Genomic DNA, 14,036 nt, shown 5'->3' on the forward strand with positions numbered 1-14,036 from the left:
CTCGAAGATGAGGCACTACGTCGGTGAGGGAAGACGTGAGCGACAACTCTGTAGTACTGCGGTACGACGGCAGCGAGTACACCTACCCGGTGATCGACAGCACCGTCGGGGACAAGGGCTTCGACATCGGAAAGCTCCGGACCCAGACCGGTCTCGTGACCCTGGACAGCGGTTACGGCAACACCGCCGCCTATAAATCCGCCATCACCTATCTGGACGGCGAGGCCGGCATCCTCCGCTACCGCGGTTACCCGATCGAGCAGCTGGCCGAGCGCTCCACGTTCCTTGAGGTGGCGTACCTGCTGATCAACGGTGAGCTGCCGACCGTCGACCAGCTCACCGGCTTCAAGGACGAGATCACGCGGCACACCCTGCTGCACGAGGACGTCAAGAACTTCTACAAGGGCTTCCCGCGCGACGCCCACCCGATGGCCATGCTGTCGTCGGTCGTCTCGGCGCTGTCGACCTTCTACCAGGACAGCCACAACCCGTTCGACGAGCGGCAGCGCAACCTCTCCACCGTCCGGCTGCTCGCCAAGCTCCCGACGATCGCGGCGTACGCGTACAAGAAGTCGATCGGTCACCCGTTCGTCTACCCGCGCAACGACCTCGGTTACGTCGAGAACTTCCTGCGCATGACCTTCTCGGTCCCGGCCCAGGAGTACGAGCTCGACCCGATCGTGGTCGCCGCGCTGGACAAGCTGCTGATCCTGCACGCGGACCACGAGCAGAACTGCTCGACCTCCACGGTCCGCCTGGTCGGCTCCTCGCAGGCGAACATGTTCGCCTCGATCTCCGCCGGCATCAGCGCCCTGTGGGGCCCGCTGCACGGCGGCGCCAACCAGTCGGTGCTGGAGATGCTGGAGGGCATCCGCGACTCCGGCGGTGACGTCGACTCCTTCATCCGCAAGGTGAAGAACAAGGAGGACGGCGTCCGTCTGATGGGCTTCGGCCACCGGGTCTACAAGAACTTCGACCCGCGCGCCAAGATCATCAAGGCCGCCGCGCACGATGTGCTGTCCGCGCTCGGCAAGTCCGACGAGCTGCTGGACATCGCGCTGAAGCTGGAGGAGCACGCGCTCTCCGACAGCTACTTCACCGAGCGCAAGCTCTACCCGAACGTCGACTTCTACACGGGTCTGATCTACCGGGCCATGGGCTTCCCGACCGAGATGTTCACGGTCCTGTTCGCCCTCGGCCGGCTGCCGGGCTGGATCGCCCAGTGGCACGAGATGATCAAGGAGCCGGGCTCCCGTATCGGCCGCCCGCGCCAGATCTACACGGGCGTCGTCGACCGCGACTTCGTCCCGGTCGAGGAGCGCTGAGCCGCTGATTCCCGCGGCCGCCTGACGCACAGCAGGCGGCCGCACCCAGTGGTGCTGAGCATCCGTAGCGCAATGCAGAAGGCGCCCCGGTACGCCGGTCCCCCCACGGGCCGACGACCAGGGCGCCTTCCCATGTCCCGGTGCGGATTCCCCCCACGGGATCCGGCCGGGCGCCTGTGAGAAACCAGCGCCTGAATCGCTGTTACTGCGGTACTGCTGCCTTGCTGCCGGCTGCGGTCTGCCGGGACAGCGCACGCTGGGAGGGCCGCTCAAAGCTCCCCGGTGTACGTGCCCCGGCAACGCATCTCTGAGGAAGTCCCCCAAGACATCCCCAGATGCCAGGTGGCGCCCCCCAAGACGCCCTCTGACATCGCCAACTTAGACCTTCGAACCCCTTCGATGGTTACCTTCACATCACTGTGATCTGCGTCTCTTGCATATGTCCCGTTAGATACGCAAGATGCCCGATACGACGAACGGGGCTCAAGCGTAAGGATGATGCGCGAGCCTTGTGAAGAGCTTATGTGAGGCTCGCGTCGGACTGAAGGGGGATCCTGCCTTTTCAGCGGATCGTCCGGTCTTCAACGTCCGGTCTTCAAACGTCCGGACGACATCCGGTCTTCGACGTCCGGGCTCAGCGGAACGCCCGCAGCCGCAGACTGTTCGTCACCACGAACACCGACGACAGCGCCATCGCCGCTCCCGCGATCATCGGGTTCAGCAGGCCCGCCGCGGCAAGCGGCAGCGCGGCCACGTTGTAGCCGAACGCCCAGACGAGGTTGCCCTTGATCGTCGCGAGCGTCCGGCGGGAGAGCCGGATCGCGTCCGCCGCCACCCGGAGGTCCCCGCGGACGAGGGTGAGGTCGCCCGCCTCGATCGCCGCGTCGGTGCCCGTGCCCATCGCGAGCCCCAGATCGGCGGTGGCCAGCGCGGCCGCGTCGTTGACGCCGTCCCCCACCATGGCGACCGTCCGCCCCTCGGCCTGCAGTCGCCGTACGACCGCGACCTTGTCCTCGGGCAGCACCTCGGCGATCACCTGATCGATACCGACGGCCTCCGCCACCGCCTCGGTCACCCGCCGGTTGTCCCCGGTCAGCAGCACCGGCGTGAGCCCCAGCGTGCGCAACTCGCGCACGGCCTGCGCGCTGGTGTCCTTCACGGCGTCCGCGACCGCGAGCACCCCGCGCGCGACCCCGTCCCAGCCGACCACGACGGCCGTACGACCGCTGTTCTCGGCCTTGTCGCGGGCGCGCGCCAGGTCCTCCGGCAGCTCGTCGAAGAGCCGCCCCACGGCCACCTCTAGACCCGCCACGCGTCCGCGTACGCCCCGCCCGGGCACGTTCTCGAACCGCTCGGCCGCCGGCAGCTCCCCGACCCGCTTCTCGGCACCGGCGGCCACGGCCCGGGCGACCGGGTGTTCGGAGGCGTGTTCGAGGGCGCCCGCGAGCCGCAGCACCTCCCGCTCGTCGGCGCCTTCGGCGACGTACACCTCCTGGAGGGTCATCCGGCCGGTGGTCACCGTTCCGGTCTTGTCCAGGACGACGGTGTCGACGCGGCGAGTGGACTCCAGTACCTCGGGGCCCTTGATCAGGATGCCGAGCTGCGCGCCGCGGCCCGTGCCGACCATCAGCGCGGTCGGGGTGGCCAGGCCCAGGGCGCACGGGCAGGCGATGATCAGTACGGCGACGGCCGCGGTGAAGGCGGCGACCGTGTCGCCGGTCGCGCCGAGCCACCCGCCGAAGGTGGCCGTCGCGAGCGCCAGGACGACGGGCACGAAGATCCCGGAGATCCGGTCCGCGAGCCGCTGCACCTCCGCCTTGCCGTTCTGCGCCTCCTCCACCAGCCGGGCCATCCGCGCCAGCTGGGTGTCGGCGCCGACCCGGGTGGCCTCGACGACCAGCCGGCCCCCGGCGTTCACGGTCGCCCCGGCCACCGCGTCCCCGGCCGTCACGTCCACCGGCACGGACTCGCCGGTCAGCATCGAGACGTCGACCGCGGAGGCGCCCTCCACGACCGTGCCGTCGGTGGCGACCTTCTCGCCGGGACGTACGACGAACCGGTCGCCGACGGCCAGCTCGGTGACCGGCACCCGGACCTCGCGCCCGTCGCGCAGCACCGCCACGTCCTTCGCGCCGAGCTCCATCAGGGCCCGTAGCGCGGCGCCCGCGCGGCGCTTGGAGCGGGCCTCCAGATAGCGGCCGAGGAGGATGAACGCGATGACTCCGGCGGCCACTTCCAGGTAGATCGTCGAGGCGCCGTCCGTGCGGGAGACGGTGAGCTCGAACGGGTGCCGCATGCCCGGCATGCCCGCGTGCCCGAAGAACAGCGCCCACAGCGACCAGCCGAACGCGGCCAGCGTACCCACCGAGACGAGGGTGTCCATGGTGGCCGCGGCGTGCCGGGCGTTGGTCCAGGCGGCCGTGTGGAAGGGCAGGCCGCCCCAGACGACGACGGGCGCGGCGAGGGTGAGGGACAGCCATTGCCAGTTGTCGAACTGGAGAGCGGGGATCATCGCGAGCAGGACGACGGGGGCGGCGAGCAGCGCGGAAACGATCAGCCGCTGCCGCAGGGCGGTCAGCTCGGGATCCTGGGGCGCCTGTTCCGGTTCGGGCTGCGGCGGTGCGGGCTCCTCGGCCGTGTAGCCCGTCTTCACGACGGTGGCGATCAGGTCGGCGACCTCGATCCCGGCCGGGTAGGTGACGCGTGCCTTCTCCGTCGCGTAGTTCACCGTGGCGCTGACGCCGTCCATCCGGTTGAGCTTCTTCTCGACGCGGGCCGCGCAGGAGGCGCAGGTCATCCCGCCGATCATCAGTTCGACATCGGAGACCGGCGTGCCCGGCGTGCCCGGCGTGTCTATGGAGGTCCGTGTGGTGGTGCTGGTCGTGGTGGTGCTGCTCATTGTCCGACTCCGACTCCAGACGACGGACCGGACCGTACGGGACCGGTCTGGGGGTCGGTCCTCCGGTACGGCCCGGTGCGGCGAAGCGTGCTTCAGGCGCGGCCGACCAGCTCGAAGCCGGCCTCGTCGACGGCCGCGCGTACGGCCTCCTCGTCCAGGTCGGTCGCGGAGACGACCGTGACCTCACCGCTGGCCGCGACGGCCTTCACCGAGCTGACGCCGGGCAACTGGGAGATCTCGCCGGAGACGGCGCCTTCACAGTGTCCGCAGCTCATCCCGCTCACCTTGTAGACGGCGGTGACGGAACCCTGGGCGTCGGTCTGCGCGGTCATGTCGTTCTCCTCGTCGAGCCAGGTGGGACTGGCGGGGCCCAGGAGGGTCCCCTTACATGACCACACTATACCCCCTGGGGGTACTTATCCAGGAGGGGTCACGGCGGGGCGGCGCGCTCGGCCTCCCGCGTCACCGACGCGGGATGCTCCGCTTGGGGACGGCCGCGGCGGTCCTGATGGACGCGATGGTGGTCCGCGGCCTGCTGGTCCGGCGGTGATGCGTCTGACGGGCGCCCCGCGCCCGCTTCTTGTGTGGTTCCGGCGCGGCGAGGGGGAGTGGTGGCGGCTGGGGACAGGGCTGCGGTCGCGCGACAAGGTCGCGGCCGGAGGCTAGCGTTCCGGCAGGGCCGGGGCGGTGTGCCCCAGGGTCCGGACGAGACGAAGGCGAGGGGCGACGGATGCGGGCTGTGGTGTTCGAGCGGTTCGGGGAACCCGCCGAGGTGCGCGAGGTGGCCGAACCGCGGCCCGCGGAGCACGGCGTCGTGGTGCGGGTCGAGGCGACCGGGCTGTGCCGCAGCGACTGGCACGGCTGGCAGGGCCACGACCCGGACATCGTGCTGCCGCACGTCCCCGGTCATGAACTCGCCGGTGTCGTCGAGGCGGTGGGCGCCCGCGTGACCGGCTGGCGGCCCGGCGACCGGGTCACCGTGCCGTTCGTGTGCGCCTGCGGCACCTGCCCGTCCTGCGCCGCCGGCGACCAGCAGGTGTGCGAGCGGCAGACGCAGCCCGGCTTCACGCACTGGGGCTCGTTCGCCCAGTACGTGGCGCTGGACCACGCCGACGTGAACCTCGTCGCCGTACCGGACGGCATGACCTTCGCCACGGCGGCCTCGCTGGGGTGCCGGTTCGCCACGGCGTTCCGGGCGGTCGTGCAGCAGGGCCGGGTGGCGGCGGGGGAGTGGGTCGCGGTGCACGGGTGCGGGGGAGTGGGCCTGTCGGCGGTGATGATCGCCGCGGCGTCGGGGGCGAGGGTCGTCGCCGTCGACGTATCGGCGCAGGCGTTGGACCTGGCACGGAAGTTCGGGGCGGCGCAGTGCGTGGGCGCGGCCCGGACCGAGGACACGGCGGCGGCGATCCGGGACCTCACCGGCGGCGGCGCCCACCTCTCCCTCGACGCCCTCGGGTCCCCGGCCACCTGCGCCGCCTCCGTCGACGGCCTGCGCCGTCGCGGCCGGCACGTCCAGGTCGGCCTGCTCCCCTCACCCACGGGCACCACGCCCGTGCCGATGGCCCGCGCGGTCGCCCTGGAGCTGGAACTGCTCGGCAGCCACGGCATGGCGGCCCACACCTATCCGCCGATGCTGGAGTCGGTCCGCGCGGGCACCCTGCGCCCCGACCTGCTGGTGACCGCGACCATTCCCCTGGATGCGACCCCGGCCGCGCTCGCGGCGCTGGGCAGCGCGCCGGGCGCGGGGGTGACGGTCATCGAGCCGTGGAGCTGACGCCGAAGTCCCGAGGGACCTCGGTCTATCCCCGGACGATGGATGGCTGCTTCCCGAGGGGCCTCGGCCTACCCCGGACGATGGATGGCTGCTTCCCGAGGGGCCTCGGCCTACCCCGGACGATGGACGGCTGCTTCCCGAGGGACCTCGGCCTACCCCGGACGATGGACGGCTGCTTCCCGAGCGACCTCGCCCTACCCCCGACGATGGACGCCCGCTTCCCGAGCGACCTCGCCCCACCCCCGACGGACGGCCCAGTCCCGCGGCACCTCGACGTGTCCGCGGTGCACGGCCCACTCCCGGTCGAGGACGGCCATCAGCACCTCGTCCACCCACTCCCCGTCCCGCCGGGCCGACTCCCGTCGCACGCCCTCGACCACGAAACCGACCTTCCGGTAGACGCGCAGGGCGCGGTGGTTGTCGCCGTACGCCTCCAAGTGGATGCGACGCAGCCCGAGTTGCTCGAAGCCGTGGCCGACGATGAGCCGGGTGGCCTCCGTGCCGAGGCCCCGACCGCGGCCGCGCGGGCCGATGAGGGTGCGGAAGTTGCAACTGCGCGTGTGGGGGTCCCACTCGTTGAGGACGACCTCGCCGACGACCTCGCCGGTGTCGCGGTCGGTGACGGCGAGGTCGAGCCGGTCGGGCTGGTCGGACCGGGAGCCGTACCAGGAACGCAGGCCCGTCAGGGTGAGTTCGGTGGACGGGTCGAAGGTGAAGCGGATGACCTCGGGGTCGCTCAGGATCTCCCAGATCGTCTCCGCGTCGGCCTCCGTGAACGGCCGCAGCACGGTCCTGACGCCGGTGAGCACGGGTTTCTCGGAGAAGCTCATGCGCACGACTGTGCCGCACGCGAACGTGGGGCACCACGGAAATTCCGTCTGCAGTGGTCAGTCCGCTCGCCGCCCGCGATTCCCCGGCCGGGACGCGACCCAGGCGCGGACCGTATCCGCGTACCAATAGGGCTTGCCGCCCTCCACGTGGTCCGGCGGGGGCAGCAGCCCGTGCTTGCGGTACGACCGCACGGTGTCCGGCTGCACGCTGATGTGCGCCGCGATCTCCTTGTACGACCAGAGCCTTCGGTCGGTCATGAGGCACCTCCCTGCGCGTGCCGCGGCGGCGGCCGGGGGCGGCCGTCGGGGGAGCCGGGCACTGCGCTGGCGATCAGTCAGCAAGCCTGTGCCCGGTCAACGACGGAGAGTGACGGCGAGGAAGTGCCTGTGGTCCGAATGTGACGCAGGGCCGCGTACTCGGGACATGCATGACAGGGCAGTGGCGTTCGTGACAGATCCGAAGCAAAGGCACACCGCTCATTTATGGCCACCACCTCCCCCGCTGGTCCGAATGTCTGGACAAACTATTGACAGGCCTCATGCCCGGCGACTAGAAACCGGAGAGAGCCGCCGACGACGGCGCGACGGGAACGCGAAGGGATCTCGATGGCGTACGACCTGATCACCATGGGGCGGATCGGCGTGGACCTCTACCCACTGCAGACCGGCGTCCCGCTCCCACAGGTGACGTCCTTCGGCAAGTTCCTCGGCGGATCCGCGACCAACGTCGCCGTCGCCGCCGCCCGCCTGGGCCGCCGCACGGCAGTGATCACCCGCACCGGCGACGACCCGTTCGGCACCTATCTGCACGAGGCGCTGCGCGACTTCGGTGTCGACGACCGCTGGGTCACGCCCGTGCCCGGACTGCCGACCCCGGTCACCTTCTGCGAGGTCTTCCCGCCGGACGACTTCCCGCTGTACTTCTACCGGCAGCCCAAGGCCCCCGACCTGGAGATCGACGCCCACCAGCTGGACCTCGACGCCATCCGCGCGGCGAGCATCTTCTGGGTCACCGGCACCGGCCTGAGCGAGGAGCCCAGCCGGACGGCGACCCTCGCGGCCCTCGCCCACCGCAACAAGTCCGGCACCACGGTCTTCGACCTCGACTGGCGCCCCATGTTCTGGACCGACCCGGACGCGGCCCGCCCCTTCTACGCCGAGGCCCTGAAGCACACCACCGTCGCCGTCGGCAACCTCGACGAGGTGGAGGTCGCCACCGGCGTCCGCGAACCGCACGCCGCGGCGGCCGCGCTCCTCGACGCCGGTGTGTCCGTCGCCGTTGTCAAGCAGGGCCCCAAGGGCGTCCTCGCCGTCAGCGACGCGGGCGAGTCCGTCGAGGTCCCCCCGCTGCCGGTCGACGTCCTCAACGGACTCGGCGCCGGTGACGCCTTCGGCGGCTCGCTCTGCCACGGCCTGCTGGCCGGCTGGGACCTGGAGAAGACCATGCGCCACGCCAACGCCGCCGGCGCCATCGTCGCCTCCCGCCTGGAGTGCTCCTCCGCGATGCCCACCGAGGCCGAGGTGGAGGCGGCCTTGAGGGCAGGCGCCGTACACACCGCCCAAGCCGGCACCCCGGCCCCCGCCGACACCCCGGCCCCCGCCGACACCCCGGGAGCCCCCCAGTGACCGTCGACATCGCCGACCTCGTCCGCACCCGCACCCACCGCCCCGAGGCGATCGCCGATGCCGCCGCCCGCCGCGTCCGCCGCCCGCTGCTCAACGCGGCCGGCCGCCTCATGATCGTCGCCGCCGACCACCCGGCCCGGGGCGCCCTCGGGGTCGGCAACCGCAAGATGGCCATGGCCAACCGCGCCGACCTGCTCGAACGCCTCTGCCTGGCGCTCAGCCGTCCCGGCGTGGACGGCGTCCTCGCCACCGCCGACATACTGGACGACCTGCTGCTGCTCGGCGCCCTCGACGACAAGGTCGTCATGGGCTCGATGAACCGCGGTGGCCTCCAGGGCGCCCGCTTCGAACTCGACGACCGCTTCACCGGCCACCGCCCCGAGGACATAGAGCGCCTCGGTTTCGACGCCGGCAAGCTGCTGCTGCGCATCGACTACGACGACCCGGGCTCCCTGACCACCCTGGAGTCCACGGCCCGGGCCATCGACGACATGGCGGCGCGCCGCCTGCCCGTCTTCGTCGAGCCGTTCATCAGCCGCCGGGACGCCGACGGGCGGCTGCGCAACGACCTGTCCGCCGACGCCGTCACCCGGTCCATCGCCATCGCCTCGGGGCTGGGCGGCAGTTCGGCGTACACCTGGCTGAAGGTCCCCGTCACCGAGAACCCCGACGACATGGCCAGGGTCATGGAGACCACGACCCTGCCCGCCGTGCTGCTGGGCGGCGAGGTCGGGGACGATCAGGACAGCGCGTACGAGAAGTGGCGCGGCGCCCTCCAACTCCCCACCGTGCGGGGGCTGGTGGTCGGCCGGTCGCTGCTGTACCCGGTGGACGGCGATGTGGCCGCCGCCGTGGACACCGCCGTAGGACTGCTGTGAGGGCCGCATGAGCAACGAGTTGTACGTCCCGAAGGGCGCCACCGCCGACGCGAACTACGCGCTCGACATCGCCCCCAAACTGGCCGGCTGGACCCACAGCAGCCTGCGGATCGTCGAGCTGGAGGCGGGCGGCACGCACACCTTCACCACTGGGGACAGCGAATGGATCGTGCTGCCCCTGCAAGGTGGTTGTAGCGTGCACGTGGCCGATGTGGAGTTCGAACTGCTGGGCCGGGACAGCGTCTTCGCCGGAGTCTCCGACTTCGCGTACGTGCCCCGCGACGCCCAGGCACAGATCACCTCCGGCGCGGGAGGCCGCTTCGCCCTGGCAGGAGCGAAGTGCGAGCGACGACTCCCCGCCCGCTACGGCCCCGCGCCGGAGGTGCCCGTCGAGCAGCGCGGCAGCGGTACCTGCACCCGCCACGTCCGCAACTTCGCCTCCGCCGACGCCTTCGAGTGCGACAAGCTCATCGCCGTCGAGGTGATCACCCCCGGCGGCAACTGGTCCTCGTACCCGCCGCACAAGCACGACGAGCACCGGCCGGGCGAGGAGTCGGAGCTGGAGGAGATCTACTACTTCGAGATCGACGGCCCGAACGGCTTCGGCTACCAGCGCGTGTCCCCCTCGCGCGAGGGCGGCGCCGATGTGCTCGCCGAGGTCCGCACCGGCGACACCGTCCTCGTCCGCGACGGCTGGCACGGGCCGTCCATCGCCCAGCCCGGCCACGACATGTACTACCTGAACGTCATGGCGGGACCGGGTCAGACCCGGGAGTGGCGGATCTGCTTCCACCCCGACCACGTAGAAACCACAAGGGGTTATCGATGACCACCAGGCTCACGGTCGCACAGGCGCTCGTACGCTTCCTCTCCGCCCAGTACACCGAGCGGGACGGCATACGGCAGCGGCTCATCGGCGCCACCTGGGGCATCTTCGGCCACGGCAACGTCGCCGGGATCGGCCAGGCGCTGGTCGAGTACACGGACGTCATGCCGTACCTCCAGGGCCGCAACGAGCAGGCCATGGTGCACGCGGCGGTCGGCTACGCCCGCCAGTCCAACCGCCTGTCCACGCACGCCGTGACCACCTCCATCGGCCCCGGCGCGACGAACCTGGTCACCGGCGCCGCCCTCGCGACCATCAACCACATCCCGGTCCTGCTGCTGCCCGGCGACATCTTCGCCACCCGCCCCGCCGACCCGGTGCTCCAGCAGCTCGAAGTGCCGTACGCGGGCGATGTGTCGGTCAACGACAGCCTGCGCCCGGTGTCCCGGTACTTCGACCGCGTCACCCGCCCGGAAGCCCTGATCCCGGCGGCGCTGCAGGCCATGCGCGTGCTCACCGACCCGGTGGAGACGGGCGCGGTCACGCTCGCGCTGCCGCAGGACGTGCAGGCCGAGGCGTACGACTGGCCGGAGGACTTCTTCGCCGAGCGCACCTGGGTGGTCCGCCGCCCGGGCGCCGATCCGACCGAACTCGCCGAAGCCGTCAGCACCATCAGGGCCGCCCGGCGGCCGCTGCTGATCGCCGGCGGCGGTGTCCACCACAGCCGCGCCGAGGGCGCCCTCGCCGAGTTCGCCGAGGCCACCGGCATCCCGGTCGCCTCCACCCAGGCCGGCAAGGGCTCACTGCCGTACGACCACCCGCAGGACGTCGGCGGCATCGGCCACACCGGCACCGCGACCGCCGACGAACTGGCCCGCACGGCCGACCTGGTGATCGGTGTGGGCACCCGCTACACCGACTTCACCACCGCTTCCGGCACGCTCTTCGCGGGCCCGGACGTCCGTTTCCTCAACCTCAACATCGCCGCCTACGACGGCCACAAGCTCGCCGGATCGCCCCTGATCGCGGACGCGCGCAGCGGCCTGGAGGAGCTGACCGAGGCGCTGGAACTGCACGACCACCGAGTGCCGGACGCGTACCGGGCGGAGTACACCGAGGACAAGGAGCGCTGGGAGCAGCGCGTCGACGCCGCCTACGAGGCCGCCGAGCCGGACCTACGCCCGACGCAGCCACAGGTGCTGGGCGCCCTGGACGCGCTGGCCGACGAGTCGGACATCATCATCAACGCGGCCGGGTCGCTCCCCGGTGACCTGCACAAGATGTGGCGGGCCCGGTCGTTCGACCAGTACCACCTGGAGTACGGCTACTCCTGCATGGGCTACGAGATCCCGGCCGCGATCGGCGTGAAGCTGGCCGCCCCGGACCGGCCGGTGTGGGCACTGGTCGGCGACGGCACCTATCTGATGATGCCGACGGAGATCGTGACCGCCGTGCAGGAGGGCGTCGCGATCAAGGTGCTGCTGGTGCAGAACCACGGGTACGCGTCCATCGGCGGGCTCTCCGAGGAGACCGGCGCGGAGCGTTTCGGCACCGCCTACCGCTACCGCGCGGGCGACGGCACGTTCTCCGGCGCCCCGCTCCCCGTGGACCTGGCCGCCAACGCCGAGAGCCTCGGCATGCGGGTGCTGCGCGCCCGCACCGTGGCCGACCTGCGCTCGGCACTCGCCGAGGCGCGGGCCTCCGACCTTCCCACATGTGTCTACGTCGAGACCGAAACGGCAGACACAATGTCGGGCGCGCCCGAAGCGCAGGCCTGGTGGGATGTTCCTGTGGCCGAGACCGCGACGCGACCGTCCGCGGTCAAGGCACGTGAGCTGTACGAACGGCACGTCTCGACCCGACGCCGCCATCTGTGAAGGAGTAACTGGTCATGACGAAGATCGTCAACCACTGGATCGGCGGTAAGACCGTCGAAGGCGCGTCGGGCACGTTCGGTCCGGTCACGGACCCGGCGACCGGCGCGGTCACCACGAAGGTCGCGTTCGCCTCGGTCGACGAGGTGGACGCGGCAGTAGCGGCGGCGAAGGAAGCCTTTACGACCTGGGGCCAGTCCTCGCTGGCCCAGCGCACCTCGATCCTGTTCCGCTTCCGCGCCCTGCTGGACGCGCACCGCGACGAGATCGCCGAGCTGATCACCGCCGAGCACGGCAAGGTGCACTCCGACGCCCTCGGTGAGGTGGCGCGCGGCCTGGAGATCGTCGACCTGGCCTGCGGCATCAACGTGCAGCTCAAGGGCGAGCTGTCGACGCAGGTCGCCAGCCGGGTCGACGTGGCCGCGCTGCGCCAGCCGCTCGGCGTCGTCGCGGGCATCACGCCGTTCAACTTCCCGGCGATGGTCCCGATGTGGATGTTCCCGCTCGCCATCGCGTGCGGCAACACCTTCGTGCTGAAGCCGAGCGAGAAGGACCCGTCCGCTTCCCTGAAGCTCGCCGAGCTGCTGGCCGAGGCGGGCCTGCCGGACGGCGTCTTCAACGTCGTGCACGGCGACAAGGTGGCCGTCGACCGGCTCCTGGAGCACCCCGACGTCAAGGCGGTGTCCTTCGTCGGCTCGACCCCGATCGCCCGCTACATCCACACCACCGCCTCCGCCAACGGCAAGCGCGTCCAGGCCCTCGGCGGCGCCAAGAACCACATGCTGGTCCTGCCCGACGCCGACCTGGACGCGGCGGCCGACGCGGCCGTGAGCGCGGCCTACGGCTCGGCGGGCGAACGCTGCATGGCCATCTCGGCCGTGGTGGCGGTCGGTGCGATCGGCGACGAGCTGGTGGAGAAGATCCGCGAGCGCGCCGAGAAGATCAAGATCGGCCCCGGCAACGACCCGGCCTCCGAGATGGGCCCGCTGATCACCAAGGTGCACCGCGACAAGGTGGCCTCCTACGTCGAGGGCGCGGCGGCCGAGGGTTGCGAGGTCGTGCTCGACGGCACCGGTTACACCGTCGACGGCTTCGAGGACGGCCACTGGATCGGCATCTCCCTGCTCGACAAGGTGCCGACCAGCGCGAAGGCCTACCAGGACGAGATCTTCGGCCCGGTGCTGTGCGTGCTGCGCGCGGAGACCTACGAGGAGGGCCTCGCGCTGATCAACGCCTCCCCGTTCGGCAACGGCACCGCGATCTTCACCCGGGACGGCGGCGCCGCCCGCCGCTTCCAGCTGGAGGTCGAGGCCGGCATGGTCGGCGTGAACGTCCCGATCCCGGTCCCCGTCGGCTACCACTCGTTCGGCGGCTGGAAGGACTCCCTCTTCGGCGACCACCACATCTACGGCAACGACGGCACGCACTTCTACACCCGCGGCAAGGTCGTCACCACCCGCTGGCCCGACCCGGCCGACGCCCCGGCGGGTGTGGACCTGGGCTTCCCGCGCAACCACTGAGGCGGGCGGCGGCGGCCCTGTACGCCGGTGGGAGACACGAGGAGCGAGCGTCACCGCGGTCAGCTGTACGGCCCGAGGCGACCGATGCTCCTGTCCGACAACCGTATGGCCCCGAACCGGTGATGTCGCTCTGCCGATGCGGGACATGCCGGGATGCGGGCGCGTTGACCAACACGGAGTGCACAGGCAGCGCCGCGTATCGTCTGCTGGCGAGCACGGATCGACAGGCGCGGCACGGAGGCTCACCGCACGCTCCGGGACGACCCGCCCCTCTACGCCGCCCTGGTCACGGAGTGGCAGGACAGCGGCCGGACGGTTCCCGGTGGGCAGGACACACAGTGAACTGCCCTGGTGGCCGTCACTGCGGCGACGTGGTGGCAACGCGAGACGTCGCCGGACGTACCACGCCGCCTCGGCCGGTGGAAACGCGGGGCCGAACCGCCCTTGAGTCGTCCAGCCGTCCTGGCGCCCGTCTGCTGAAGCG

General features: G+C 71.2%; 12 protein-coding genes. 8 read left to right on the forward strand and 4 right to left on the reverse strand.

Annotation, left to right across the window (positions count from 1 at the left end):
• Positions 1-35 precede the first annotated feature (35 nt).
• Positions 36-1,325 carry a citrate synthase gene (locus tag HJD23_RS27305; protein ID WP_171116522.1) on the forward strand — a complete coding sequence of 430 codons (1,290 nt, stop codon included), beginning with the start codon at positions 36-38 and terminating at the stop codon, positions 1,323-1,325.
• 634 nt (positions 1,326-1,959) lie between these two features.
• On the opposite strand, the gene HJD23_RS27310 is transcribed toward HJD23_RS27305, so the two are convergent.
• The gene (locus HJD23_RS27310; RefSeq protein ID WP_171116521.1) at positions 1,960-4,224 is read right to left on the reverse strand and encodes a heavy metal translocating P-type ATPase; all 2,265 of its coding nucleotides are present in this window, start codon (positions 4,222-4,224) and stop codon (positions 1,960-1,962) included.
• Positions 4,225-4,316: 92 nt separating this feature from the next.
• A complete protein-coding gene (locus HJD23_RS27315; protein ID WP_171116520.1) occupies positions 4,317-4,556 on the reverse strand; it encodes a heavy-metal-associated domain-containing protein in 240 nt (79 codons plus the stop codon).
• Positions 4,557-4,612: 56 nt separating this feature from the next.
• Between HJD23_RS27315 and HJD23_RS27320 the strand changes: the two genes are divergently transcribed.
• Together HJD23_RS27320 and HJD23_RS27325 are read left to right on the forward strand one after the other, a co-directional pair.
• Positions 4,613-4,774: a hypothetical protein gene (locus HJD23_RS27320; protein ID WP_171116519.1), complete on the forward strand. Its 162-nt coding sequence runs from the start codon at positions 4,613-4,615 to the stop codon at positions 4,772-4,774.
• Positions 4,775-4,954: 180 nt separating this feature from the next.
• Positions 4,955-5,998: a zinc-dependent alcohol dehydrogenase family protein gene (locus tag HJD23_RS27325; RefSeq protein WP_171116518.1), complete on the forward strand. Its 1,044-nt coding sequence runs from the start codon at positions 4,955-4,957 to the stop codon at positions 5,996-5,998.
• A 194-nt stretch (positions 5,999-6,192) separates the two neighbouring features.
• Here HJD23_RS27325 and HJD23_RS27330 read toward each other — a convergent pair whose 3' ends face one another.
• The gene (locus HJD23_RS27330; RefSeq protein WP_171116517.1) at positions 6,193-6,828 is read right to left on the reverse strand and encodes a GNAT family protein; all 636 of its coding nucleotides are present in this window, start codon (positions 6,826-6,828) and stop codon (positions 6,193-6,195) included.
• Positions 6,829-6,885: 57 nt separating this feature from the next.
• Positions 6,886-7,086 carry a MerR family transcriptional regulator gene (locus HJD23_RS27335; RefSeq protein ID WP_171116516.1) on the reverse strand — a complete coding sequence of 67 codons (201 nt, stop codon included), beginning with the start codon at positions 7,084-7,086 and terminating at the stop codon, positions 6,886-6,888.
• Between the two features lie 348 nt (positions 7,087-7,434).
• On the opposite strand from HJD23_RS27335, the gene iolC reads away from it, so the two are divergent.
• The 5 genes from iolC to mmsA are packed head-to-tail and all read left to right on the forward strand — an operon-like array spanning position 7,435 to position 13,552.
• On the forward strand, positions 7,435-8,454 hold the full coding sequence (gene iolC / locus HJD23_RS27340) for a 5-dehydro-2-deoxygluconokinase (RefSeq protein ID WP_240980823.1): 1,020 nt from the start codon (positions 7,435-7,437) through the stop codon (positions 8,452-8,454).
• Positions 8,451-9,332 (forward strand): deoxyribose-phosphate aldolase, encoded by an 882-nt coding sequence (locus HJD23_RS27345; RefSeq protein WP_171116514.1) that lies wholly within the window; start codon positions 8,451-8,453, stop codon positions 9,330-9,332. The genes iolC and HJD23_RS27345 overlap by 4 nt, the downstream gene beginning before the upstream one ends.
• Positions 9,333-9,339: 7 nt before the next feature.
• Positions 9,340-10,161 (forward strand): 5-deoxy-glucuronate isomerase, encoded by an 822-nt coding sequence (gene iolB, locus HJD23_RS27350; protein WP_171116512.1) that lies wholly within the window; start codon positions 9,340-9,342, stop codon positions 10,159-10,161.
• Positions 10,158-12,035, forward strand: coding sequence for a 3D-(3,5/4)-trihydroxycyclohexane-1,2-dione acylhydrolase (decyclizing) (gene iolD, locus HJD23_RS27355; protein ID WP_171116510.1), 1,878 nt, complete (start codon positions 10,158-10,160; stop codon positions 12,033-12,035). The genes iolB and iolD overlap by 4 nt, the downstream gene beginning before the upstream one ends.
• 14 nt (positions 12,036-12,049) lie before the next feature.
• Positions 12,050-13,552, forward strand: coding sequence for a CoA-acylating methylmalonate-semialdehyde dehydrogenase (gene mmsA / locus HJD23_RS27360; protein WP_171116508.1), 1,503 nt, complete (start codon positions 12,050-12,052; stop codon positions 13,550-13,552).
• Positions 13,553-14,036: the final 484 nt, after the last annotated feature.

It is taken from the genome of Streptomyces sp. Z423-1, from assembly GCF_013009255.1.
GTDB classification, from domain to species: Bacteria; Actinomycetota; Actinomycetes; order Streptomycetales; family Streptomycetaceae; genus Streptomyces; species Streptomyces gossypiisoli.

Bases quoted from the DNA above. Each gene is read 5' to 3' on its own strand.
- HJD23_RS27335 (WP_171116516.1), bottom strand. From the start codon at position 7,086: ATGACCGACCGAAGGCTCTGGTCGTACAAGGAGATCGCGGCGCACATC.
- HJD23_RS27315 (WP_171116520.1), bottom strand. From the start codon at position 4,556: ATGACCGCGCAGACCGACGCCCAGGGTTCCGTCACCGCCGTCTACAAG.
- iolB (WP_171116512.1), top strand. From the start codon at position 9,340: ATGAGCAACGAGTTGTACGTCCCGAAGGGCGCCACCGCCGACGCGAAC.
- HJD23_RS27325 (WP_171116518.1), top strand. From the start codon at position 4,955: ATGCGGGCTGTGGTGTTCGAGCGGTTCGGGGAACCCGCCGAGGTGCGC.
- HJD23_RS27310 (WP_171116521.1), bottom strand. From the start codon at position 4,224: ATGAGCAGCACCACCACGACCAGCACCACCACACGGACCTCCATAGAC.
- iolD (WP_171116510.1), top strand. From the start codon at position 10,158: ATGACCACCAGGCTCACGGTCGCACAGGCGCTCGTACGCTTCCTCTCC.
- HJD23_RS27330 (WP_171116517.1), bottom strand. From the start codon at position 6,828: ATGAGCTTCTCCGAGAAACCCGTGCTCACCGGCGTCAGGACCGTGCTG.
- HJD23_RS27320 (WP_171116519.1), top strand. From the start codon at position 4,613: ATGACCACACTATACCCCCTGGGGGTACTTATCCAGGAGGGGTCACGG.
- iolC (WP_240980823.1), top strand. From the start codon at position 7,435: ATGGCGTACGACCTGATCACCATGGGGCGGATCGGCGTGGACCTCTAC.
- mmsA (WP_171116508.1), top strand. From the start codon at position 12,050: ATGACGAAGATCGTCAACCACTGGATCGGCGGTAAGACCGTCGAAGGC.